We start from the raw sequence: 21,982 nt of genomic DNA, 5'->3' as shown, positions 1-21,982 counted from the left end.
TATATCACTCGGTAAAAAGGACAAGGCGTGGACATCGACATTATTATCAGTCTGATCTTTTTTGCCTTTTGTGCAGGCGCAATTGACGCTGCCGTCGGTGGTGGTGGGCTGATCCAAATTCCCGCTTTGATGAATGCATTTCCGTCAATGGCACCTGCCACTTTATTTGGCACCAACAAATTAGCGGCAGTGGTGGGTACAGCCACTTCAGCCGTTTCCTTTGCCCGCAAAGTGCGCTTTGAATGGAAACTTTTGGCTGTGGTCGCAGTGTGTGCCACCATCAGTTCATTTGGGGGCGCGGCCAGTGTCGCCATGATTCCAAAAGAAGTCCTCCAACCCTTTGTCTTGGTCATGTTGATTGTGATGGCGGTATATACCCTCATGAAGAAGCAATTTGGGCAAGTGCATATGGCACAGCGTGTGACGCCTAAAATTTTGCTGTTGGCGGGGATTGGAAGTTTAGCCATTGGCTTTTACGATGGTTTGTTTGGCCCAGGTACGGGCAGCTTCTTTATTTTCTATTTTATTCGCTATTTACGCGTTGATTTTTTGCATGCGGCGGCATTGGCTAAAATTGGCAATGTGATGACCAATCTTGCAGCGCTAAGCTTTTTCATTCCCTCGGGGCATGTGCTCTTTGCTGTAGGAGGCACGATGGCCGTCGCAAATATGATCGGGTCTATTTGTGGGGTAAAAATGGCGCTGAAATATGGCAGCGGCTTTATTCGTATTTTATTTCTTATTTTGGTGACGATTCTGATTGTAAGATTGAGCTATCAAATGTTTTTGATGTAATGGTGCGATACCTTTAAAACTTCATTACAAAAAACGCGCAGTCTGTGACCTCATTTCTCGTTTATTGCATTTAAGATCAATACAGCGCACTCAATGCTGTGCCAAGAAGCTTTTCAATAAAAAATGATGTTTTAAGTTGAACTGAACTGGAGCATAGAATGAATATATTTGAAGCCTTAAGAGAAAGTCACGTTATACAACGAAATTTGGCTGAACGACTACTCCAAACTTCAGGGGATACGCCTGAGCGCCGTGAGCTATTTGAACGCCTTAAAAATGAATTATTTGCCCATGCTGTGGCAGAAGACCGTTATTTTTATATCCCTTTAATGATGACTGATTCGGGTCTCAACATTACCCGCCATGCTTTGGCAGAACACCATAAAATGGATGAGTTATTGGAACAATTGACCGAGACGGAGTTCTCCAATCCGGGCTGGTTGGCAATTGCAAAAAAATTATCGGAAACTGTACATCATCACTTACAAGAAGAGGAGCATGGTTTTTTTCAGCAAGCCGGAAAAATTTTACTCGATGCTCAAAAGACTGCGCTCGCCAAGCAGTATCAGCAGGAATACAAAAAGTACAAAAAAATTGAAAAAGATAGTTTGGTTTAAGTCCATTTTAAACAAAAGATGGCGAGTGCCATCTTTTGTGATTAAATCGCGTCATCACTTTGCTGTTTGGCTCTAAAGGTAACCCCAACAGAGGCAATCATAATGCAAACCAACGCCAACGTTTGCCACATGCTAATTTGTTCTTTCAGTAGTAACCAACCTGCCAAGGCTGCTAAAGCCGGTGACAAACTTGAAAGCGTCCCATAGCTGAGTTTACTTAAACGTTTCAACGCCATGAGGTCTAGAGCATAGGGAATGGTTGTGGCGAGTAGTGCAATCAATAAGGCTTTGGGCCAGTATTCCGTTTGCATTAGCGCTGTAGGGTTATGCGTGGCACTAATGGGCAGAAGCACCAAGGCTGAGATCACAATAGCAATACTGAGAGCATGCATGCCGATATTTTGACGGACGACTTTTTGCCCAAAATAAATATACAGCGCCCAGCAAGCACCCGCTGAAACCGCAAATGCGGCTCCTAAGAAGGAGAAGTTGGTTGCATTGGCTTGATGCCACGGCACCATCAGTGCAATGCCTAAAATCGCTAATCCGACCCAAATATAATCACGACGTTGTTTGATCGAGAGTAGCGCTAAAGTTAAAGGGCCTAAAAACTCTAAACCTACGGCAATACCTTGCGGCAGTTTACCCAGCGAAGCGTAGAATAAAATATTCATGAGGCATAAAGCTGCCGTATAGCTGAGTAAATCTTTCCACTTTAAATGCGGTAAGCGTTTGATAATCTTCCATGAGCGGAACATCAGTACAATTAAAATTGCGGCAAAGCACAATCTAAGAGTCACCACGGTGAGAGGATCTAGCACGGCAATCAACTGCTTGGCAAAAGAAGCACTGATTTGATAGGACAGCATGGACAAGACCATGAACATCACTGCCATCAGTTGAGAATTAGGCATCATGCACACATTAGGTCATAGCGACCTGTTATTTTAAGAAGGTGGATTAGTATAACGATTCAGCACCCAAGTTGGATGCTGAATAAGCTGAATTTTTTTTAATGCAACGACATGAATTTAAAAGTAATTGATAGAGCCGTTGGATTTAAAAGCTAAATTCAAATGCTGGATCACATGGTTTAAACTGCGGCTTGGCGGTTTTTCTGGGCTGTATAAGTACAACCAATAGACGCCATGATAATCACGCTGAGTGCAAGCCACTGTGACCACAATAGTTGCTCGCCTAGAAATACAAAACCGGATAGTGCTGCGATAGCAGGTTCAAGACTCATGAGCGTCCCAAAACTTAAAGCGGTTAAATTGCGTAGCGCAATCATTTCCAAGCTAAAAGGCAGAGCGCTGGCCAAAACTGCCAAAGCTATGAAATAAATCAAGTTTGAGGGTTCAAAGACATTTGTGGGTAAACCACTGAATAGGGCAAGTGGCATTAATATCAGCATGCCGACAAACATGCCTAAGCACACGGTATGATTTCCCGAAACACCCGATGGGCGCTGTCCCGCCACGATATACAAGGCCCAACATGCACCTGCACCTAGTGCAAATGCGATCCCAAGAGGGTCTAAAGGTTGAGCTGCTTGGTCGAAAGGAAACAGTAAAACCAAGCCTAAAATAGCCAGCCCGACCCAAACAAAGTCAAAGCGTTGTTTGGCATAAAACAGAGCAACACTGAGCGGGCCAATAAACTCAAACGACACTGCAATGCCGAGTGGCAGGCGAGCAATGGATAAATAAAACAATAGGTTCATGCCTGCCAAAGCAAAACCATAGCTGAGAATGGCTTTATATTTGACTTGCTTAAAATCAACCTGCCAAATTTTAAACAGCACAGCCAAAATGATTGATCCCAACAGCAAGCGCATGGCGGAAACGGTTAAAATGGGAAATTGATCAAACAGCACTTTGGCCAGTGAACCACTACTTTGCAAGCTGAGCATTGCAATCAGCAATAAAAAGGTCGCTTGGAGGTGGGGAGTACTTTTTAGATTTGGCATTATTAGAATACTAGATAGAGAAGTGAATACTTGCGAAAAGTAGCGGAGAATGTGCTTGGGTGGCACATAAAATTTTAACAAGTATTCAAAAATAAAAAAACCACAGCTTGGCAGCTGTGGTTTTTAAATAGAGTCGAATTAGAACAATACGCGAACGCGGATTGTACCTTCAACGTCTTGTAGAGTATCTAAAGCTTCTTGAGATGCTGTTGCGTCTACATCCATCACCAAGTAACCAACATCACCTTTGGTCATTAAAGACTGACCAGAAATGTTGATGCCGTGTTCAGCAAACAAGTTGTTGATTTTTGACAACACGCCTGGCACGTTTTTGTGGATGTGAAGTAAACGGTGTTTGCCTTCGGTCAACGGTAACGCGATTTCTGGGAAGTTCACCGCAGATAAAGTCATGCCTTTATCTGAATAAGAAACGAATTTCTCAGCCACTTCTAAACCAATGTTTGCTTGCGCTTCCATAGTCGAACCACCCACGTGAGGAGTTAAGATCACGTTTGGAATATTACGTAGTGGAGAAATGAACTCTTCACCATTGGCTTTTGGTTCTTTCGGGAACACGTCAACCGCAGCACCAGCAACATGACCTGATTTCAAGGCATCTGCTAAGTCTTCAATCACGACACATGTACCACGTGCAGCATTGATGAAGATTGCACCTTCTTTCATTTGTGCAAACTTTTCTTTGGTCATGAAGTTACGTGTAGACGGAACATCAGGCACATGCAAAGAAACAACATCAGCATTGGCTAAAAGTTCGTTTAAGCTACCGACTTGACGTGCATTACCTAATGGTAGTTTTGTTACTGTGTCGAAGTAGATCACTTTCATACCCAAGCTTTCAGCAAGGACAGAAAGTTGTGAACCGATTGAACCGTAACCGACAATCCCTAAAGTTTTGCCACGAGTTTCGAACGAACCAACCGCTGACTTGTTCCAACCGCCTGCATGTGTATCTGTCGATTTTTCAGGTACACGGCGAAGAAGAAGAATAGCTTCAGCAAGTACAAGTTCAGCCACTGAACGTGTATTTGAGTATGGTGCGTTAAATACTGGAATACCACGAACCATCGCAGCATTTAAGTTCACTTGGTTGGTACCAATACAGAAACAACCAACAGCGATTAATTTATTCGCTGCTTCAAACACTTCTTCAGTGAGTTGTGTACGGGAACGAATACCAATGAAATGTGCATCTTTAATCGCTTCTTTCAACGCTTCACCTTCAAGCGCAGTTTTACGATAATCGATGTTGGTGTATCCGGCAGCATTTAGTGTGTCGATTGCGTTTTGGTGAACGCCTTCTAACAACAAGAAACGAATTTTATCTTTAGGAAGTGAAAGATGTTGGCTCATTACGGCTCCGCTACAAAGGCCAAATTTAGTGGCGATATAATAGCACGTACCGCGCCCGATATACATTTCCTTTATGCGGACTCTGCTGGGTATTTTTAGCCTCTATGGTGCGTAAAAAAGTCTTTTTGGTCTAATTAAACTAATCATTTCAAAGGTATCCTGAATAAAACAGCTTTTTCTGCGGGAAACAGAAAAAATGCCTTATAATATGACTCCGTGAAAATAAGCCAGTTGCACACTGCTGCTTAAATCCTCACGAACTGCCTGAGCTTTAGGGCATGGAAAGACTGAAATGAAGCGCTTTTCATGCAGAGAACCCTAGTGCCACAAACAACTTGTTTACTTCTTGCAAGGTCTGAAAACGATGAATGCTCCAGTCGCTTTAACCCCAGAGTTATTGACCCAATTGACAGCAATTGTAGGTGAAAACCGCATTAAAACCGATGCGGATAGCCTTGAAAATTGGGGACGCGATCATACCAAACATTTTGATCCAAACCCGTCAGTCATCGTTTTTCCATCGAGCACGGAACAAGTGCAAGCGGTTGTGAAACTTGCAAATGAGTTTAATGTTGCGATTACACCATCAGGTGGTCGTACTGGCTTATCTGCCGGTGCAGTCGCTGCCAACGGTGAAATTGTGGTGAGCATGGACAAGATGAACCAAATCTTGGAATTCTTCCCAGCAGACCGTATGGTTCGCGTCCAAGCAGGCGTGGTGACTGAGCAGTTGCAAAACTATGCTGAAGAGCAAGGCATGTATTACCCAGTTGATTTTGCTTCTGCGGGTTCGAGTCAAATTGGTGGAAATATTGGCACCAATGCAGGCGGTATTAAAGTGATTAAATACGGCATGACGCGTAACTGGGTACTCGGTTTAACTGTAGTCACAGGTAAGGGTGATGTGCTGCGTTTGAACAAAGGCATGATCAAAAACGCGACTGGTTATGCACTGCAACATTTATTCATTGGTGGTGAAGGGACACTGGGCTTAGTGACTGAAGCTGAAATCAAGCTGGAACGCCAACCGCAGGACCTTCAAGTAATGGTATTGGGCGTACCTGACTTTGATGCTGTGATGCCTGTACTGCATGCTTTCCAAGCAAAAATTGACCTGACTGCATTTGAGTTCTTTGGTGAACTTGCAATGCAAAAAGTGTTGGCACATGGTCATGTACAACGTCCATTTGAAACTGAATGTCCATTCTATGTATTGTTAGAATTTGAAGCGCCATTTGAGCCAATTATGGATAAGGCGATGGAAATTTTTGAGCACTGCATGGAACAAGGCTGGGTACTGGATGGCGTGTTGAGCCAAAGCCTCGATCAAGTGGAAAGCTTATGGCGTTTACGTGAAGACATTTCTGAGTCAATTGCACCATTTACACCATACAAAAATGATATTTCAGTCTTAATTACGCATGTACCTGCATTTATTAAAGAAATTGATGCGATTGTGGCAAGTAACTACCCAGACTTTGAAATCTGCTGGTTCGGCCATATTGGTGATGGGAACTTACACCTAAATATTTTAAAACCGGCTGACTTAAGCAAAGACGAATTCTTTGCCAAATGTCAGGTGGTGAATAAATATGTCTTCGAAACTGTGAAAAAATACGACGGCTCAATTTCTGCGGAGCACGGTGTTGGTATGACCAAAAAGCCATACCTTGACTACACCCGTTCAGCAGAAGAAATTGAATATATGAAGGCATTGAAGCAAGTTTTCGATCCAAACGGGATTATGAACCCAGGTAAATTATTCGACCTTTAAGTTCGAATTGAGTTTTAAAAGCGCATCCACCGTGATGCGCTTTTTTTATGGCTGAAGGAACTGAATTACATTTACTAAATAGTGTAATAGGCCTAAAAAAGGCATGATGGATTGATAAATAATGAATTTTGGGTGGAATTTATGTTGCGTCTTATTTTAGCTTCAGCCGTATGTGTGGGATTATTGTCAGGTTGTGCGACGACCAAAGAGTTGGTGAATAAAGTTGGTTCGTCAGATACGCCGTTGGCTCAGGTACTCAAAGAGCGTCCAGATTTGCGTAATGAGTTGGCTACGGTTGAAATTCGTCAGTACTTTAATACGGTTGAGTCACCGACTGCGGCAGAAGTTAAAGTGACTGAAACAGGGTTGTTAGATGATTCGGTGAAGTCAGTACGTACCGTGTATAACTTTAAGTTGGTCGATGGTGACTGGGAAAAAACTGCGACGAAAACCTCTTACCAATGTGCGCGCGGTAAAAATACCAAGAATTTCCAAACGGCGAAGTGCTCATAATAAATCTTTGATTTATAGTTGAACTTTAGACAGTTTTGATCCATAAAAGCGTATTGACTAATGCGCTTTTTATTTGAGGGGGTAAATATGGATCTAGAAAGCTTAAGTAAAGTCTCAGATGGTTTAGTTGATAAATTATTAAAAGGGGCATTAGAAGTATCTAGTTTTTTTAAAGATGCATATAAGTTTAATTTAGCCAAAGAAAACTATTTAGATAAAATTTCACAACTACAATATGTAAGAACATTGAATGATTTTGAGGAGTCTGTCAGTTTATATGAGTTTTATGTACCACCTCATTTGGCTAATGCTAAAGAAAAAAAAGTATTTCAAGTTAGGAATCTCGAAGATATTAAAGCACATAGAAAAATTTTAATATCAGGTATCGTGGGGCAGGGTAAATCTGTGTTAATGCGCCATTTGGCAATCAGTGAGGTGTTAGAACATAATAAGATTCCATTGTTTTATGAACTAAGATATTTACAGAAAGGACAAAATTTAGAACATGTGTTGAAGCAACTATTTAGCGAGTGGCTAAATATTAAGAGTCAGAAGCTTATAGAATATGTGTTATTGACAGGTCAAGTGACTTTATTTTTTGATGGATTTGATGAAATTCATATTGATGATATGCCAAAAATTGTATTAGGACTGGAGGGATTGCTGAGAAAATATCCGAATTTAAACTTTGTTGTATCCAGCCGACCTGAGAATGTAATTGATTCTTCTACAATTTTTCAAAATTTTCAAATTCAAAAATTAGATTTTAACGCTCAGAAAAATATAGTTAATGCATTATTGAAAGATAAAAAAATGCAAGTCGCTGTTATATCTGGAATAGAATCATCAAATATTGAAGTTAAGGATGCATTAATAACACCTTTGATGGTTAATTTATTTGTTTTTATATATAAACATGAAAAAATAATACCAGAACATGTGAAAGACTTTTACGATCGGTTATTTGATCTAGTCCTTAGAAAGCATGACAATACAAAAATTGACTTTAAAAGAGATAGAGCAACTAAATTAGACAATAAGAGTCTAAGAAAAATTCTTCAATTGATATCTTATATGTGTTGTAAGCAACAAGTTTTTGCGTTTGATGAAAGTGTATTTAGGCGGTTAGTTGAAAGAGCAATACAAATAAATAAATTAGAGTGCAGTGTAGATGATTTAATTTATGATTTAACAGGAGTTCTGTGCTTTATTGTAAGAGAGGGATATCTCTTTGCATTCATACATAAAAGTATTCCTGAGTATTTTGCGGCAGAATTTATTAGAGATAAAGGTGAACCAGAAAAATTATATCATGAGATTTATATTAAATATGACCAATATGAAAAGGTCGCAGAGTTTTTAAGGGTAATAGATGAGTATAATTACAATCATTTTTTATTAAATAGAATTTACGAAGAAAGTTTAAGCTCTATTCGAAGTAAAGATTTTCTTGATTGTACATATGTCAGTTTTGTTAAAGAAGTTCCTGAGCTAAGAATTATTTTTAAAGACTATGTTCATGATTATTTTAGTAATTATTTGAGAAATAATACATCAAGACACTTGATTGTAGATATTAAAAAGAACTACTCAAATATTAAAAGATTCAGTGTTTCGGTTATCTCAAAAGCAAAAAATGAAGAGTATGAAATTGCTGAGCAAGAAGGAGTTTTTAAAGATTATTTTTCGAGTGTAAGTGATAATAATATCAAAGGAAGAATTGATGGGAATGCACTTGAAAAACATTTACAGGAATTTTCATTTAAAAAAATTAGATCCGCTAATATGGCTGGTAAATTTTCTAATACATTAATATTTTTAAATTCATTTATAAGTGATGTTGAAAAAAACTATGTTGAAATTCACAAAGTGCTAAATATACATCAAGTCGATGATTATAGCTTTTAATTAATGAAAACCCTTGCCTTTATTCACTCAGAAAGTACACGGACGGCTGTTGGCGACTTTGCCCCAGTCGTCTCCGTATTTTCACACTATGAACTGGGGAATTCGGTTTCACCTTTTCTATTGCTGGATCATATAGGCCCGAGTTATTTACAACCAACTCGCTTAAAAAAGGGCGTGAGTGAACATCCGCATCGTGGCTTTGAAACCGTAACCATTGTTTATCAAGGTGAACTCACCCATCAGGACTCTACAGGCAGTGGCGGTGTGATTGGGGCAGGGGATGTACAGTGGATGACAGCAGGGGCTGGAGTACTACACGAAGAAGTATTTAGTGAGGCATTTTCCAAAACAGGTGGGGCATTTGAAATGATCCAACTGTGGGTCAACCTACCAGCCAAAGACAAAATGAATCCTGCACGTTACCAACACTTGAGTCATGAAGCTATTTCAGAAGTTGAGTTGGCGAAAGCTCAAGGAACGGTCAGGGTGATTGCAGGGACGTATGAAAACCAGACAGGGCCTGCTCAAACGCATAGCCCTATGACCGTGTTGGATGTTCAGCTTGCAGCGGATACGAAAACAGTTTTACCTGCATTGGAAGGCGAAACGACACTGCTGTATATCCGTAGTGGTCGTCTTCAACTCAATAGTGGCGAAACCGTTGAAGCACAGCAGATGGCAGTCATGTCCAATCATGGCGAGCACCTTGAAATACAAGCGGTACAAGACAGCGCTTTTTTATTACTCAGTGGGCAGCCTTTAAATGAACCGATTTATGGACGCGGTTATTTTGTCATGAACACCTTCACCGAAGTTTTACAGGCGTATGAGGACTTAAAACAAGGGCATTTTATTGCGCCTAATACAAAACCAAATGCGACAGATGAAACTTAAAAAAGTAACAATACAAACAGATGCAACACTGCTAAAATAGCTTAACTGAGCTTTGTCAGTGTCACCGCTCAGTCTATTTTAATAACACCTTTTCTAAAAACGCTTTGTGAATACAGCGTAAAACCAGTGTGCATTTCTCGCACCCACACATTTTTTATTCAATTTTACAGTGCTTGCCATTGGGCTTAGTCGTCTCTCCCTCTAACTGACTTTGCTCAGGCTTGTACGCATTTTATATGTAGATAACAATGCAAAACGTACAAACTTTAAAGTTAAGCCGTGTCACATTGATGTTTCCTTTGGCATTGGTTTTATTCGAATTTTCGGTCTATATCGGTAACGATTTAGTCCAGCCTGCTATGCTCGCGATTACCCAAGACTTTGGAGTAAGCAGTGCGTGGGCACCATCCTCTATGTCCTTTTACTTACTGGGCGGTGCTTGTGTCGCGTGGCTGCTTGGACCACTCTCAGACCGTTTAGGCCGTAAAAAAGTGTTGCTCGCAGGTGTGGCATTTTTCGTGCTGACCTGCCTCGCGATTTTACTCACTCAAAGCATTGAGTCTTTTTTGGCGCTCCGCTTTTTACAAGGCGTGGGGCTATCGATGATTTCTGCGGTGGGTTATGCCGCAGTACAGGAAAGTTTTGAAGAGCGTGATGCCATTAAAGTCATGGCACTCATGGCCAATATTTCTCTGCTGGCACCGCTGCTTGGTCCCGTAGTGGGCGCATTTATGATTGACCATGTGTCATGGCATTGGGGCTTTATTGGCATCGCCTTTTTGGCTTTTTTAAGTTGGTTTGGTTTAAACGCCAAAATGCCTGCGACACAGCAGCGTCATTCTAAAAAGCCGCTGCGCTATATTTGGGATGACTATAAAACGGTCTATAAAAATAAGACCTTTTTGGCGCTCACCTTTGGCCTACCCATGGTCGCGATGCCATTGATGTTGTGGATTGCACTATCACCCGTAATCTTGGTCGAAGAACTTGGCTTAAGCAGTATGCAATACGGCTTAGCGCAGTTCCCCGTCTTGGGTGGTCTCATTCTAGGTAATATTGTGCTGATTAAAGTCATCGACAAAATGGCACTGGGTAAAACTGTGTTACTCGGTTTGCCTTTGATGTTCGTCGGTACGCTGTTGGTGGTGCTCGGCACCATTTTCCAAAGTTATTTCTTGCCGTTACTGATTGTGGGAATGACTTTGGTGAGCTTTGGTGAAGGCATTAGTTTTTCGGTGTTATACCGCTTTGCGTTGATGTCATCGGAAGTGTCCAAAGGGACGGTTGCCGCAGCCGTTTCGGTTCTGATGATGTTTACGTTCTTCTTCGTGATTGAACTGGTTCGCATGGCTTATGTGGCATTTGGTCTTTGGGCTTATAGTTTAGTCTGCCTCATTTTGATTGCACTTTGGTTTAGCTTTCCACGTGCGACCGTGAAAAAAGTGATGCAAAAACGTCTTGAGCGTGGTGTTTACTAAAATTTTATTCACTGAATTCAGCGAAGCTCACATCATAAAAAAGCGCGCATTCATTTGAATGGGCGCTTTTTTATTACTGCTTTAAAAAATCCTTTTTAAAGCCAGTTTTTAAACTCAGGCTTCAGCTTGCTCAGGTTCTAATTTTTTAATTTTGGCATCAAACACAAAAGGACCAAAGGGTAAGATTGAAGCGATCAGACCTAAAATAAACATCTTCAAAGACCATTTTTGCTTTTCACAGACCACAAACAGTACGATGAGAAACAGGATAAATAATACGCCATGCCCCATACCCACGTATTTGACTAGGATCGGGTTATCAAAGATGTATTTCATTGGCATCGCAACGAATAACAACAGTAAAAAAGAAATCCCTTCTAAAAATCCTACAACACGTAATGTCTGAATGTTCATGGTCAAAAAATCTATGAGAATGAAGCTCGAGTGTACGCAAGAACCAGATAAAAATGAACCACAATACACCCGTACATCATGAAGCTTTTAAAGATCGACGTTGTGTCGTCCGTTTTATTTAATATCTCGGGCCAGTAGTTCAGTTTTTAACTTCAGCAATTCGGGCAGAGTTTCCAGTAGTAGACTGATTTGTTTGAGGACCAAGTGTAAATTCTGATTCATTGTTTCTTGAGCATTTAAGCGTTTAATCTCTGCCAGTTTTTGCTGGATGTCGAGTTCAGCTAATGCCTGCTGATAGAGCAGTACATGATTTAGCGTATTTTGACACCACAGCATGAGTTCCAGCACTTGTGTATCCTGCACCAATTCTCGGTGACTTCCCAAAGCAGAAATATAACTGAGTTGACTGTGGCTATATACCAAGTAGCGAAAAGCATGATGTACCAGTTCTGGGTTTGGATTGGGCTCGGTACTGAGACTGGAGATCATGTTCGCCAGTTCAGTTTGGGCATTATGCGCAGTACGTCGTGCACTGCGGTAAGCCAGACTATTATTTTTGCCGTGTTGATATTGCTCACAGATGGCATTGAAATAGTTGAGGGTTGTATCGGATGCTTTTTTAATGGTGTTGGAAATATTGCGGAAGTCCCAATCGGGCCAAATAAAACTCACTGCGAACCAAGCAATGGCACAGCCAATGAGGGTATCTATAATTCGCGGTAAAATAATGGCATAGCCTGCACCTTTTAAGTTAAAAATCAGCAGCACCATGAGTGTTGCCATCAGGGTCGCCATGGCATATTTCTTGGAACTGAGATAGAAAAAGCACACGCCAAAAATAATGGTCAGTAACAGCTGTCCTTCAATACTTGGGACGAAATACAGTAGCGGAATCCCTAAAATAACGCCCAAAATAGTGCCCAAGGTTCGCATTTTTAAGCGACTCTTGGTGGCAAAATAACGCATTTGGCAAACAAATAAACTGGTGAGCAAAATCCAATAGCCATGTTGCGCAAAGGGCAGAAGCGAGATGCCATAACCGACAGCAAAGACAAAGGCGATACGCCCCGCATGGCGAAACAGTGCGGATTGGGGAGTGAGATGTTGGCTGAGTTTGAGCCACAGATCATGCCAATCATGAATATCATCATCATATAAGTTGAGGTTATCAATATGCTGTTGATAACGCTGTTCTTGGCGCGATTGTAGTTCGTTGAGGTGCTGAAAACGTTCATGCACACTGTCCAAATTATTTAAAATCAGTTGTAGATTTTTGACTTCAATATTGTGTGGATGATCTCGAATCCAGTCCTGCATGGAACTGTGTAAATTCAGCAACGCCTGAGTGGTCGTTGGATCGGATACATAGGTTTGATTGGCTAAGATACACCGTGCCAAAGCCTGACAGGCAAGGGCTTGTAGCCGAATATTTTTTTGAATACGAAAAATGAGGTCAGTACGGCTAAAGTTTTGATGTAACTGCTCATAGTGTAAATAATTAGAGCTGGCTTGTTCATGAATGTCTTGAACGAGAAAGTAGAGGTTGAGCCAATAAATCGTATTTTGGTTGGCGCGAGACGCTTTTAGTCGCGTCAGTAGTGAACTTTTGGTGTGGTTAAAACTTTGCACCACAGTACTGTTTTGTAAGGATAAATCGTAGAGCAGCGCTTCTACATTGTCTCGATTGTCTGGGTCGAATAGACGTGCTTTTGCGTTGAGCAAATCGGCAACTTGATTAAAACAGCGGGCTAAGTTGTCCTGAACGGCCAAGGTGGGTTTAAGGATATAAAACACAATGGCAGTACAGCCATACCACAATGCCCCTAAGACAAAACAACTGGGTTGAAAGTACCAAACCGAATATTCACCTAGGCCAAACATGCTGTATAGGGAAAGTAGAATGGTGCCAAAGCTCATTGCTGCATAGCGTTGCCCCAGTGCTCCCAGTAAAATAAAACAAGCACTAGACAGTGATAAGTATAAGATGAAAAAGAATTTATAAGGATGCAAAAAATCTAAGATGCTACTGACGCTAAAGAACAAGACACAGACATAGGCAAGGTTTCTGAGACGAATGCTAAGCCGATCGTCGAAGTCGGTCAGGGCTGTTGCAATTGCACCTAATGTGGTCGGAACAATAAGCTGTTGTAGTCCTAAGAAATATAAACCTAAGGTTGTACCACTCAGCACAATCAAAATTTGCAAGCAATACATAAAAATTGCATTGGACTGAAACCACTGACGAAAATTGTTCACGATGTAATAGTCTAGGCTTAGTTTTATTTTGGTTTTAGCCTGAACTTTTTTCAGGGCACTGTCAATTTAATGCTGTGGTCCATTGCATGAAAAATTCACCTATGACAATAAAAATGCAGCGGAGCATGGCTCCGCTGCATTGTGTGTATAAGTCGAAACTTATCCACAGGTGTGAGGTCAAAACACTACTTTATTTACAGTGCACGGGGCGATAGAGTTACTTAATCACGCCACACGCGATACGGTCACCGCCACCGCCAAGTGGTTTAGGTGTATCTGAATAGTTATCACCACCTGCATGTACCATCACCGCTAAGCCCTCAACGTCAGCTAAACTTAAGCGAGGAGCGAGTAAATTGACTTTTGCATTACCTGCTGAGTCGACATTCAAGATTGGTAAATCACCCATATGGCCATTCAGTGGTGTGCCGTGGTTTGGCGCTTTTTCTGGGTTAAAGTGTCCCCCAGCGGCTAAAGCAGCCACTGGTTTTTCTTCTTTTTCAGCCACATCACACGAACCTTTTTCATGGATATGAAAACCGTGTGGGCCGGGTGGAAGTTGAGTCAAATTGGTTTGAATCGCTAAACCAACAGGGCTATCAATAAAACGAATGGTACCAATTTTTTGTCCCACACCTGCAGTTGAAACGGCGTGTACATCGACGTCTTTGACCATCGTGTTGGTTTCAGTTGGAGTCGTGGTACATGCCACAGTCCCTAAACCGATTAAAGTCACAAGTGCGCTTAGTTTGAAAGCAGAAGACAACATGTTGGGTCCTTTTTTCCTTAAAATTCAGAACCATTCAAACAAAGGCAGGGCTTGGGTTCAATGTTGTCCGTAGAGTGTTTTTGTATCTGACATAAAAAAACGCATGCTTTCAATGAAAGCATGCGTTCACGTCATTTAACTGAACTTATTTTTTGGGTGTATCTAAAGGCTCTTCAGGAGGATCATAGGCCAATGTCGCTTTCGGCATCATTAGGGGTTCATTGACTTGTTCATGTAGCCATTCGCGCCAAATGGCTAACAGTACCGCTAGAATCACGGGTCCGACAAATAAGCCGACCATACCAAAGCTGGCTAAACCACCCAATACACCAAACATGATGAGTAAGAATGGAATTTGCGTTGCACCTGAGATCACCAATGGGCGAATCACATTGTCTGCCGTGCTGACCACACAAACACCCCACGCCATCACTCCAATCGCTTCAATGGTTTGCCCTTGAGAGAATAACCATAAAGACACGGCGCTATATGCCACAGGTGGGCCAAAAGGAATGAGTGCAAAGATAAAGGTTACAATGGTCAGTACCATTGGGTTTGGGACACCAGCAACAAAATAGCTCAGGCCTGCCAAGAGTGCTTGCGCAATTGCAGTCAGGCCAACTCCATAGACCACAGCACGCGTTGTTTCAGAAATAGTATCTAAATAGTGGTGGATACGTGGGCCAATCACCATTTCCAAAGCTTTACTGACCTGATTTAAAATGGTTTGTCCGTCACGATAGAAGAAGAATAACGACATCACCGCAAAGCAGAGTTTAAAAATATTTTTACTAATTTCACTCAGCACCAAACGACCATAGTTTAAGTGGCTTTGAAACCAGCCCGAGACATTTTGTACAATACTGTTCGGATCGGTGTTGATTTCTTTTAAGGTACGGGTGACTTCTTTACCAATGATGGGCAAGTCCCGAATAAATTGAGGGACATCTAAGTGACCTGAGAACACTTGTCTTTGTAGTTCATAAAATAGATTACGGCCTTCATGCTGCAGCATAAAGATGGCAAAGGTCAGCGGGATACCGACAACTAAAACCACCATACTGATCATGATGGTGGCGCTTAAGGTTGGACGTGGTCCACAGAGTTTCTGCACTGAGTGATATAAAGGCCATGTGATGTAGGCAATAATCGCAGCCCAAAGCACAGGTACAATAAAGTATTTCAGGACTTGAAAGCTCAAATAGAACAGAATAAAAATCAGTCCAAATAACAATACTTTTTGTAAGGCTGGTGCGTATCGTTGCACGGTATTCACTGCTATATCTCTAAGGTCAAAGTCATATTAACTGAAAAAAATGCGCACGAGAACGTACCCTTGGTAAGTTCTCGTGAATAACCGACTATAAATAGGGAATAGTCCCGTTTTATCTATAGCAAAATATTTTAGAACCAAGCACTTGGGTCATCGACAATGGCGTTGAGCAGCGGTTGCCATTGGCTTTGAATGGAGAGGTAATTCTTTTGTGTTTTATCAAATACGCTTAAACCCTGCATTGCCAATTGGCCATACGCGGTACGTTCTGAAATCCACGCTACAGGCTGTTGTTCAATTTTTGCAAAAAAATCTTGGATGTCTTTGGCACTGGCACTGTTGGCTTTGACCCGATTAGCCAAAAGCAAAATTTGCACTTTGCCTTTACGAATGCGTTTAATATCTTGTAAATGCTTTAAAAAACGACGGGTACTGTCAATATCAAAAAACGAGGGTTGCAGTGGGGTCACAATCGCGTGTGCTTCACTGACCAGTTGTTCGGCATGTTCACCAGACAGCGCACCCGGCGCATCGATAATTAAATATTCAATGTTTTTAGGCACTTCACCAATCGACTTCTCATGGCGCCAATCTAAACTTTGAATATGCGCCACTTGCTCTGGACGCTGTTTTAACCACTGACGAGCAGATTTTTGATTATCGGCATCGGCCAAAGCCACTTTATAACCTTTTTGTGCGAGTGCCGAAGCTAAATTGATTGCGGTTATCGTTTTGCCACAGCCACCTTTTTGGTTGGCGATTAATATCGTTTTCATGACCTTAAATGATTTTATTCTGCTCACCCCTAGCATATCATTCTTTTGTGTGTCGGATATGACACCAAACCAAAGTTGTAAGTTTAAATCTTGCTACCTGTAGCACAAAATTAGGAAAGAACCATGTCCATATGGATGGCAATGTTGATCGGTGCAGCAATTGGTGTGGTTTTGACCACCCTTATTTTAAGTCACAGCCGAAATGGACGCATCAAAGCAGAATATGAGCGCTACATTGCCGAATTAGAATTAGAGCATCAGCAGACTTTGGCTCAAGCACAAAAGCGCAGCGTCAATACCAGCCGTGCAGTGCTTAAAGGCAAAATGGCGGAGCAACTTGCACCGATTATGCCCCAGTTTGAATACTTACCTAGTGATGCTAAGTTTTTGGGTGATCCTGTCGACTATGTGGTATTTGATGGCTATACCGACCTGCGTGATGGTGAAGGGAGACCAGAGGACATTGAAATTGTTCTCATTGATATTAAAAGCGGTGGGGCGAGGTTAACCAAAGGACAAGTTGCTATTGCGCAAGCGATTCAAGCAGGGCGGGTTCGTTTTGAAACGGTCCGTATCGACTTCGATACGATCGAATAAGCTTGAAAATGTCTACCCATGAAAGCATTTGCTTTATATAGCAGATGCCTTCTACATAGCTATCATGACCCATCGCTTGAATGTGGCTTTTGAGCACGTGCAAAAAACATCAGTTGTCCGAGTTTCGGAATACCTTCGGCATAAAAGTAGTGCTGTTCTATCATATTAAATCCTGCTGCTTTTAAGGCCTGTTCAATGTTTCGATTGAGATGGCAGCCATCGGCTAAACGCTTTTGCACAGGCGTGAGTAAGTGTTGTAGGCACTGAATATAAAGGTTATTTGTATTTAATACGTGCTCCACCACATGTAAGGTGCCACCCGGTTTGAGCACGCGTAATATTTCCGCCAAAGCCTGTTCTAACTCAGCAATACTACACAGTGTCCATGTACTGACCACATGCTCAAGGCTCTGGTCAGCAAAAGGCAGCTTTTCCGCACGGGCTTGTACATGATGCACTTCAAATGCTGCTGCTTGTACCCGATCTAAAGCCAAATGATAAATCTCTGGACTGGGTTCAAGGGCAAAGACAGTATCGACATTTTGATAAAAGGGTAGATTCAGTCCTGTACCAAAACCAATTTCCAATACCTCTCCCTGAATCGGCAAAAGCAGTTCGCGGCGCTTGTCCATTAAGCTTGGTACTTGCATGACCTGATTCAGGACATGCGGAAAGATGTGTTGTTGATAGTATTTATAAAGCATGTTTGTTTTTGGGATCTGTTCTTCAGCTCTAGCCTAACTGAAAAGTACTGTGGCTCAAAGTAGACTGCATAATTCGTTCACAATGTTACTAAGTTCATAAGCTTCTTTTCAGGAAAGTGGACTAAGATGAAATTGGTTCATATTTTCCTAGGTCGATGGGAATGAGGTTTGCAATGAAATCTAAATTTATCCTGCTCGGTTTACTCAGCAGTTTGCTGTTGCCCATCAGTGCAAGTGCCACTGTGGATTACAACATTGCCAAAGGTTTAGCGCCGACCTCTAAAGATCAATCGATTTCGGTATTGAAACCGTTTAAAGGTGATTTTCGAATTTTAGGTTCTAAAATGTATTCGGATGATGCACAAGCGAAATTCTCCCCGATTGACTACGCCGTGAGTTGGGGCTTGTTTGCTGAACCTGAAATTGCACGCCATATTACCGTGAATCAATACGACCGTTATCTCAACTGGAAAATCGATCGTTTGCCTGTGCCTGCCGAGCAAGCCATGCAAATGGTGTCGAATATGCACATTATTCCAGCCAACCCAGAAATTGCTAAACAAATTAAACACGTGAAACGTGGCGATTTGGTTCGTTTAAAAGGTGAGTTGGTTGAAATTAAAGACAAAGATATGGTCTGGACCTCATCCTTAACCCCGACTGATACTGGCGATGGTGCGTGTGAAGTATTTCGGGTCAGTTCAATTCAATGGATCGAACGGGTAAAGGGGTAATGTGGAAGTAGCGCTGAGTTACTTCATCGTGCTGTTTTAATGTTTTCTAGGCGATTAATAGCCATATGAAGTCTTGCTCCACGTGAAACCTACTTGTCAAATCTGTGGATGCTTATAGGTGTATCAATGTTAATAGTGTTTATAAATATCTGATAATAAAATTAATATTGTATTTGTTTAAAACCACGTTCAAGTAACTTGAACGTGGTTTTTTATCTTTATTTTGCAGTTAATGCCGTACCATCAAACTCAATACCATCCCATCCATTCAACATGAACTGACGAATATTTTGATGATCTGTTGCATCAGGTGTCGCTAAAACAGAAGCATAGTGTTCTGCAAATAGGCTTAAAGTTTGCGCTTGATCGAGGCCTTGAAGCTGTGCAAACGAAAACACTTTTGCGCTGCCTTGGTTTTCAGTTGCCGCATTGTGCTGCAAACCATTTTTAAATGCAGTTGGTGTATGTGTATAGGCTGCTTCAATAAAAGCCAATACATCTGAAAATCTTGCTTCGCCCGCTGCAAGCTGAGCCAATAGTACCTGTGCCATGCGTCTATTTCCGACTAAATTTATGTCGACATCATACCCAAAAAATGCATGTTTGGGAGTTTTTGCCTGAGAGAAAACCTTCTGTTTTGCATGAAGAACCGGTGCTAGTGATTTTGTGAATCTATGTTGTATTGGTCATAGAGTACATTAGGGGAAGTAAAGATATTCGGCGATGCTAGGTTTAATACCCCATGTAAAGCATGTGTGAGTTTGAATGCTGATGTTCACTTTTGAGAGTGAGACAGCAAGATATGTAGGGATCAACAACCGATGTTGAAAAACCTTGAAGTACGAGGATTGATTCAGGTTTAATAGCATTATAGTTGATGAACTGTGGATAACTTCGGACTTATCCATACCGCATTTTGTAAAGAATAGGATAGGTCAATGAATTGGATCTTGGTGGCAATGGGGGGCGGAATAGGGGCCTGTTTACGCTACGGTGCAGGATTATGGTTGTTTAAACCGAGTATGAGTTTTCCATGGCCAACATGGTGGATCAACATCATCGGTTGTTTTGCTGCGGGTGTTTTTTTTGCATTTAGCCAGAAGTTTCCAGTACTGCAACAAGAAGCACGTTTATTTTTGATGGTGGGTATATTGGGCGGTTTCACGACATTTTCTAGTTTTGGCCTCGAAACTTTTCAGTTATTTAGACAGGGACAAACTGTCCTAGCGTTGAGCTATGCGCTGTCGAGTTTAGTGGTGGGTGTCATCGTGCTTGGGATCGGATTTTATCTGTTAGATAGTGTGCTTAAACATTAAGAAAAACGCTGGTCAGAACCAGAAAAGAACGCATAAAAAAGAAGCCTAAGCTGGAGGAGGTCTTAGGCTTCTTGATATCTTTACTATAACGCGTATAGCTTAAAGAAAAATGAAATTATTGTGAGCGTTTGAAACGCGCGAAACGTTTATTGAAGCTTGCAACACGACCTTCATTACTAGTTTGACGTTGCTCACCCGTATAAAACGGATGTGAAGCACTTGAGATATCTAAACTGACGTAGGGATAAGTCTTGCCCTCATACTCACGAGTTTGATGACTTTGTAAGGTACTGCCGATCACGAAAAACGCGTCGGCATTGGTGTCATGGAACAGGACTTCACGATACTCTGGATGAATATTGGCACGCATAGACTTCTCCTTAAATATATTATTTTGAAATGTTATAATATAACAACAAGGAAGTCAAAATAAACCCAGTGACTTTATGTAACTGGGTTTATTGAGTTGTAGCGATTTTATCGTGCCCGCAGTCTTTATTTAGGCAGGAGGCGGGACCAACTCTTCAAATAGATCATTGAGGTTGTCGTGCACTTTGAGATGAATCAGGTTCCAATAATGCCCTGAGACTGTGCGATTGACCATTAGTGTATCGGGTGAGGGTTTAAACACATCCCAGTATTTTAGCGATGGTTTGACCAGTTCAATACCATCATGATGCGCTGAGTTCTCAGCAAAGTCATACAAAGTAGTCAGTGGACGCATGAGTACTTCTAACCATGCTTCATACAGTTCGGCAGGGAACTTGCCTTGCTCAGACATAGAGTGTAAAGCAGTCAATTGCTGTTCCATAGCCAAGATATCACTGTCGCGCGCTGCTTGAATCAGCTGCTTAAAATGCATTACGATTTCAGTCGATAGGGTTTTGACACCGCCGTAGTCATATACGATCACGCTACCATCTTCACGAAAGGCAAAGTTGCCCGGGTGGGGGTCGCAGTGAAAGCGTTTTAGAAAGAAAATCTCACGACCAATGGCACGGAATAAACGACGGCCCAGTTCATTGCGCGTTTCTTGTGACCATGTACTGGCAGTTTCAATACTTTCGCCGTGCTCTAAGCTTAAGGTCAAAATATGGCGGCTTGAATAGTCTTTGTAGACTTGAGGAATAATAATTTTAGGGTCTAAAGCTTGATGAAAGGTGCGTGCGACCTCTAAGTTTTGGGCTTCTATTTGATAGTTTAGCTCATTGTCCAAACTGTCCTGAATTTCTTTAAAGAGTTGATCTTGCAGCTTACGGTCAATTTTAAGTACACCCATTAGGCGTAGCGCTAAACGGACTTGTTTTAAGTCGCTTTCACAGGCCTCTTCTACACCCGGATATTGAACTTTAACCACAACTTGCTCACCACTCGGTAAAGTGGCTTTATGCACTTGGCCAATGGAGGCTGCGGCAAAGGGTTGTTCATCAAAAGAGGTAAAAATTTGATTGAGCGGTTTGCCGAGTTCTTTTTCAACTTGAGCTTTGATCTCTTGAAAAGGCATCGCAGGCGCTTGTCGTTGTAATTTACTAATTGCACGTGCCACTTCAGGCGGAAAAATGTCTTTGTATTGAGATGCAATTTGCCCGACTTTCATCACGGCACCTTTCATTTCACCTAAGGTGTCTGCAATTTGAAGTCCAATGTCCTGAAAAAGCTGACTGCGCGCCGCATTTTTTTTATCTTCATCGGCATTGAAGTTTTTAATTGAATTGGTCACAGTCTTGGTTGCGATACTTGCCGTCATGCTGGCAAGTTTCATAAAGCGACGACCGGGCGTACGAGTCGTATTTGCCATGCGATATTCCTCGGGGCATCTCATTA

General features: G+C 41.7%; 22 protein-coding genes. 10 read left to right on the top strand and 12 right to left on the bottom strand.

The window, feature by feature from the left end:
- Positions 1-27: 27 nt before the first annotated feature.
- Together F946_RS00920 and F946_RS00915 are read left to right on the top strand one after the other, a co-directional pair.
- Positions 28-795, top strand: coding sequence for a sulfite exporter TauE/SafE family protein (locus F946_RS00920; RefSeq protein ID WP_004978029.1), 768 nt, complete (start codon positions 28-30; stop codon positions 793-795).
- Between the two features lie 158 nt (positions 796-953).
- Positions 954-1,412: a hemerythrin domain-containing protein gene (locus tag F946_RS00915; RefSeq protein WP_004978028.1), complete on the top strand. Its 459-nt coding sequence runs from the start codon at positions 954-956 to the stop codon at positions 1,410-1,412.
- Positions 1,413-1,453: 41 nt separating this feature from the next.
- Here F946_RS00915 and F946_RS00910 read toward each other — a convergent pair whose 3' ends face one another.
- The 3 genes from F946_RS00910 to serA form a co-directional block, all read right to left on the bottom strand.
- On the bottom strand, positions 1,454-2,326 hold the full coding sequence (locus F946_RS00910; RefSeq protein WP_035326228.1) for an EamA family transporter: 873 nt from the start codon (positions 2,324-2,326) through the stop codon (positions 1,454-1,456).
- A gap of 179 nt (positions 2,327-2,505) precedes the next feature.
- Positions 2,506-3,381: an EamA family transporter gene (locus F946_RS00905; protein ID WP_004978026.1), complete on the bottom strand. Its 876-nt coding sequence runs from the start codon at positions 3,379-3,381 to the stop codon at positions 2,506-2,508.
- Between the two features lie 138 nt (positions 3,382-3,519).
- Positions 3,520-4,752 (bottom strand): phosphoglycerate dehydrogenase, encoded by a 1,233-nt coding sequence (gene serA, locus F946_RS00900; protein ID WP_004691438.1) that lies wholly within the window; start codon positions 4,750-4,752, stop codon positions 3,520-3,522.
- A gap of 364 nt (positions 4,753-5,116) precedes the next feature.
- Here serA and F946_RS00895 point away from each other — a divergent pair, with 364 nt between their 5' ends.
- The 5 genes from F946_RS00895 (at position 5,117) to craA (ending at position 11,319) form a co-directional block, all read left to right on the top strand.
- The gene (locus F946_RS00895) at positions 5,117-6,526 is read left to right on the top strand and encodes an FAD-binding oxidoreductase (protein ID WP_004978025.1); all 1,410 of its coding nucleotides are present in this window, start codon (positions 5,117-5,119) and stop codon (positions 6,524-6,526) included.
- A 141-nt stretch (positions 6,527-6,667) separates the two neighbouring features.
- Complete coding sequence (locus F946_RS00890; RefSeq protein WP_004978014.1) at positions 6,668-7,039, top strand: hypothetical protein; 372 nt, start codon at positions 6,668-6,670, stop codon at positions 7,037-7,039.
- 87 nt (positions 7,040-7,126) lie between these two features.
- A complete protein-coding gene (locus tag F946_RS00885) occupies positions 7,127-8,947 on the top strand; it encodes an NACHT domain-containing protein (protein WP_004978013.1) in 1,821 nt (606 codons plus the stop codon).
- Between the two features lie 3 nt (positions 8,948-8,950).
- Complete coding sequence (locus F946_RS00880; RefSeq protein ID WP_004978012.1) at positions 8,951-9,841, top strand: pirin family protein; 891 nt, start codon at positions 8,951-8,953, stop codon at positions 9,839-9,841.
- A gap of 248 nt (positions 9,842-10,089) precedes the next feature.
- A complete protein-coding gene (gene craA, locus F946_RS00875; RefSeq protein WP_004978006.1) occupies positions 10,090-11,319 on the top strand; it encodes a chloramphenicol efflux MFS transporter CraA in 1,230 nt (409 codons plus the stop codon).
- Positions 11,320-11,433: 114 nt separating this feature from the next.
- Here craA and F946_RS00870 read toward each other — a convergent pair whose 3' ends face one another.
- From F946_RS00870 to F946_RS00850, 5 genes are all read right to left on the bottom strand, one after another.
- A complete protein-coding gene (locus F946_RS00870) occupies positions 11,434-11,733 on the bottom strand; it encodes a DUF3817 domain-containing protein (protein ID WP_004977999.1) in 300 nt (99 codons plus the stop codon).
- A 114-nt stretch (positions 11,734-11,847) separates the two neighbouring features.
- Positions 11,848-13,989, bottom strand: a complete 2,142-nt coding sequence (gene yccS / locus F946_RS00865) for a YccS family putative transporter (RefSeq protein ID WP_080632281.1) — start codon at positions 13,987-13,989, stop codon at positions 11,848-11,850.
- A gap of 217 nt (positions 13,990-14,206) precedes the next feature.
- On the bottom strand, positions 14,207-14,758 hold the full coding sequence (gene sodC, locus F946_RS00860; RefSeq protein WP_004977995.1) for a superoxide dismutase family protein: 552 nt from the start codon (positions 14,756-14,758) through the stop codon (positions 14,207-14,209).
- A gap of 145 nt (positions 14,759-14,903) precedes the next feature.
- Complete coding sequence (locus F946_RS00855; RefSeq protein WP_171065377.1) at positions 14,904-16,025, bottom strand: AI-2E family transporter; 1,122 nt, start codon at positions 16,023-16,025, stop codon at positions 14,904-14,906.
- Between the two features lie 137 nt (positions 16,026-16,162).
- On the bottom strand, positions 16,163-16,807 hold the full coding sequence (locus tag F946_RS00850; protein WP_004977991.1) for a ParA family protein: 645 nt from the start codon (positions 16,805-16,807) through the stop codon (positions 16,163-16,165).
- A gap of 123 nt (positions 16,808-16,930) precedes the next feature.
- On the opposite strand from F946_RS00850, the gene F946_RS00845 reads away from it, so the two are divergent.
- Positions 16,931-17,404, top strand: coding sequence for a Holliday junction resolvase-like protein (locus F946_RS00845; protein WP_004977988.1), 474 nt, complete (start codon positions 16,931-16,933; stop codon positions 17,402-17,404).
- Between the two features lie 62 nt (positions 17,405-17,466).
- Here F946_RS00845 and F946_RS00840 read toward each other — a convergent pair whose 3' ends face one another.
- Complete coding sequence (locus F946_RS00840; RefSeq protein WP_004977986.1) at positions 17,467-18,108, bottom strand: class I SAM-dependent methyltransferase; 642 nt, start codon at positions 18,106-18,108, stop codon at positions 17,467-17,469.
- A 173-nt stretch (positions 18,109-18,281) separates the two neighbouring features.
- Here F946_RS00840 and F946_RS00835 point away from each other — a divergent pair, with 173 nt between their 5' ends.
- Positions 18,282-18,842: a hypothetical protein gene (locus tag F946_RS00835; RefSeq protein WP_004691412.1), complete on the top strand. Its 561-nt coding sequence runs from the start codon at positions 18,282-18,284 to the stop codon at positions 18,840-18,842.
- 218 nt (positions 18,843-19,060) lie between these two features.
- Here the strand turns inward: F946_RS00835 and F946_RS00830 are convergent, their stop codons facing one another.
- On the bottom strand, positions 19,061-19,393 hold the full coding sequence (locus F946_RS00830; RefSeq protein WP_004977984.1) for a HopJ type III effector protein: 333 nt from the start codon (positions 19,391-19,393) through the stop codon (positions 19,061-19,063).
- 387 nt (positions 19,394-19,780) lie between these two features.
- Between F946_RS00830 and crcB the strand changes: the two genes are divergently transcribed.
- On the top strand, positions 19,781-20,158 hold the full coding sequence (crcB, locus tag F946_RS00825) for a fluoride efflux transporter CrcB (RefSeq protein WP_004977981.1): 378 nt from the start codon (positions 19,781-19,783) through the stop codon (positions 20,156-20,158).
- A gap of 115 nt (positions 20,159-20,273) precedes the next feature.
- Here crcB and F946_RS00820 read toward each other — a convergent pair whose 3' ends face one another.
- Positions 20,274-20,528, bottom strand: a complete 255-nt coding sequence (locus tag F946_RS00820; protein ID WP_004691406.1) for a type B 50S ribosomal protein L31 — start codon at positions 20,526-20,528, stop codon at positions 20,274-20,276.
- Between the two features lie 129 nt (positions 20,529-20,657).
- Positions 20,658-21,956, bottom strand: a complete 1,299-nt coding sequence (locus F946_RS00815; RefSeq protein WP_004977980.1) for an ABC1 kinase family protein — start codon at positions 21,954-21,956, stop codon at positions 20,658-20,660.
- Positions 21,957-21,982 lie beyond the last annotated feature (26 nt).

This window comes from Acinetobacter johnsonii ANC 3681, from assembly GCF_000368805.1.
In the GTDB taxonomy this organism is placed as follows: domain Bacteria; phylum Pseudomonadota; class Gammaproteobacteria; order Pseudomonadales; family Moraxellaceae; genus Acinetobacter; species Acinetobacter johnsonii.
The sequence above is the reverse complement of the archived record's forward strand: the minus strand, read 5'-3'. Positions and strand labels throughout refer to the sequence as shown.

Bases quoted from the DNA above. Each gene is read 5' to 3' on its own strand.
- F946_RS00915 (WP_004978028.1), top strand. From the start codon at position 954: ATGAATATATTTGAAGCCTTAAGAGAAAGTCACGTTATACAACGAAAT.
- F946_RS00910 (WP_035326228.1), bottom strand. From the start codon at position 2,326: ATGCCTAATTCTCAACTGATGGCAGTGATGTTCATGGTCTTGTCCATG.
- F946_RS00905 (WP_004978026.1), bottom strand. From the start codon at position 3,381: ATGCCAAATCTAAAAAGTACTCCCCACCTCCAAGCGACCTTTTTATTG.
- serA (WP_004691438.1), bottom strand. From the start codon at position 4,752: ATGAGCCAACATCTTTCACTTCCTAAAGATAAAATTCGTTTCTTGTTG.
- F946_RS00895 (WP_004978025.1), top strand. From the start codon at position 5,117: ATGAATGCTCCAGTCGCTTTAACCCCAGAGTTATTGACCCAATTGACA.
- F946_RS00890 (WP_004978014.1), top strand. From the start codon at position 6,668: ATGTTGCGTCTTATTTTAGCTTCAGCCGTATGTGTGGGATTATTGTCA.
- F946_RS00885 (WP_004978013.1), top strand. From the start codon at position 7,127: ATGGATCTAGAAAGCTTAAGTAAAGTCTCAGATGGTTTAGTTGATAAA.
- F946_RS00880 (WP_004978012.1), top strand. From the start codon at position 8,951: ATGAAAACCCTTGCCTTTATTCACTCAGAAAGTACACGGACGGCTGTT.
- craA (WP_004978006.1), top strand. From the start codon at position 10,090: ATGCAAAACGTACAAACTTTAAAGTTAAGCCGTGTCACATTGATGTTT.
- F946_RS00870 (WP_004977999.1), bottom strand. From the start codon at position 11,733: ATGAACATTCAGACATTACGTGTTGTAGGATTTTTAGAAGGGATTTCT.
- sodC (WP_004977995.1), bottom strand. From the start codon at position 14,758: ATGTTGTCTTCTGCTTTCAAACTAAGCGCACTTGTGACTTTAATCGGT.
- F946_RS00850 (WP_004977991.1), bottom strand. From the start codon at position 16,807: ATGAAAACGATATTAATCGCCAACCAAAAAGGTGGCTGTGGCAAAACG.
- F946_RS00845 (WP_004977988.1), top strand. From the start codon at position 16,931: ATGTCCATATGGATGGCAATGTTGATCGGTGCAGCAATTGGTGTGGTT.
- F946_RS00840 (WP_004977986.1), bottom strand. From the start codon at position 18,108: ATGCTTTATAAATACTATCAACAACACATCTTTCCGCATGTCCTGAAT.
- F946_RS00835 (WP_004691412.1), top strand. From the start codon at position 18,282: ATGAAATCTAAATTTATCCTGCTCGGTTTACTCAGCAGTTTGCTGTTG.
- F946_RS00830 (WP_004977984.1), bottom strand. From the start codon at position 19,393: ATGGCACAGGTACTATTGGCTCAGCTTGCAGCGGGCGAAGCAAGATTT.
- crcB (WP_004977981.1), top strand. From the start codon at position 19,781: ATGAATTGGATCTTGGTGGCAATGGGGGGCGGAATAGGGGCCTGTTTA.
- F946_RS00820 (WP_004691406.1), bottom strand. From the start codon at position 20,528: ATGCGTGCCAATATTCATCCAGAGTATCGTGAAGTCCTGTTCCATGAC.
- F946_RS00815 (WP_004977980.1), bottom strand. From the start codon at position 21,956: ATGGCAAATACGACTCGTACGCCCGGTCGTCGCTTTATGAAACTTGCC.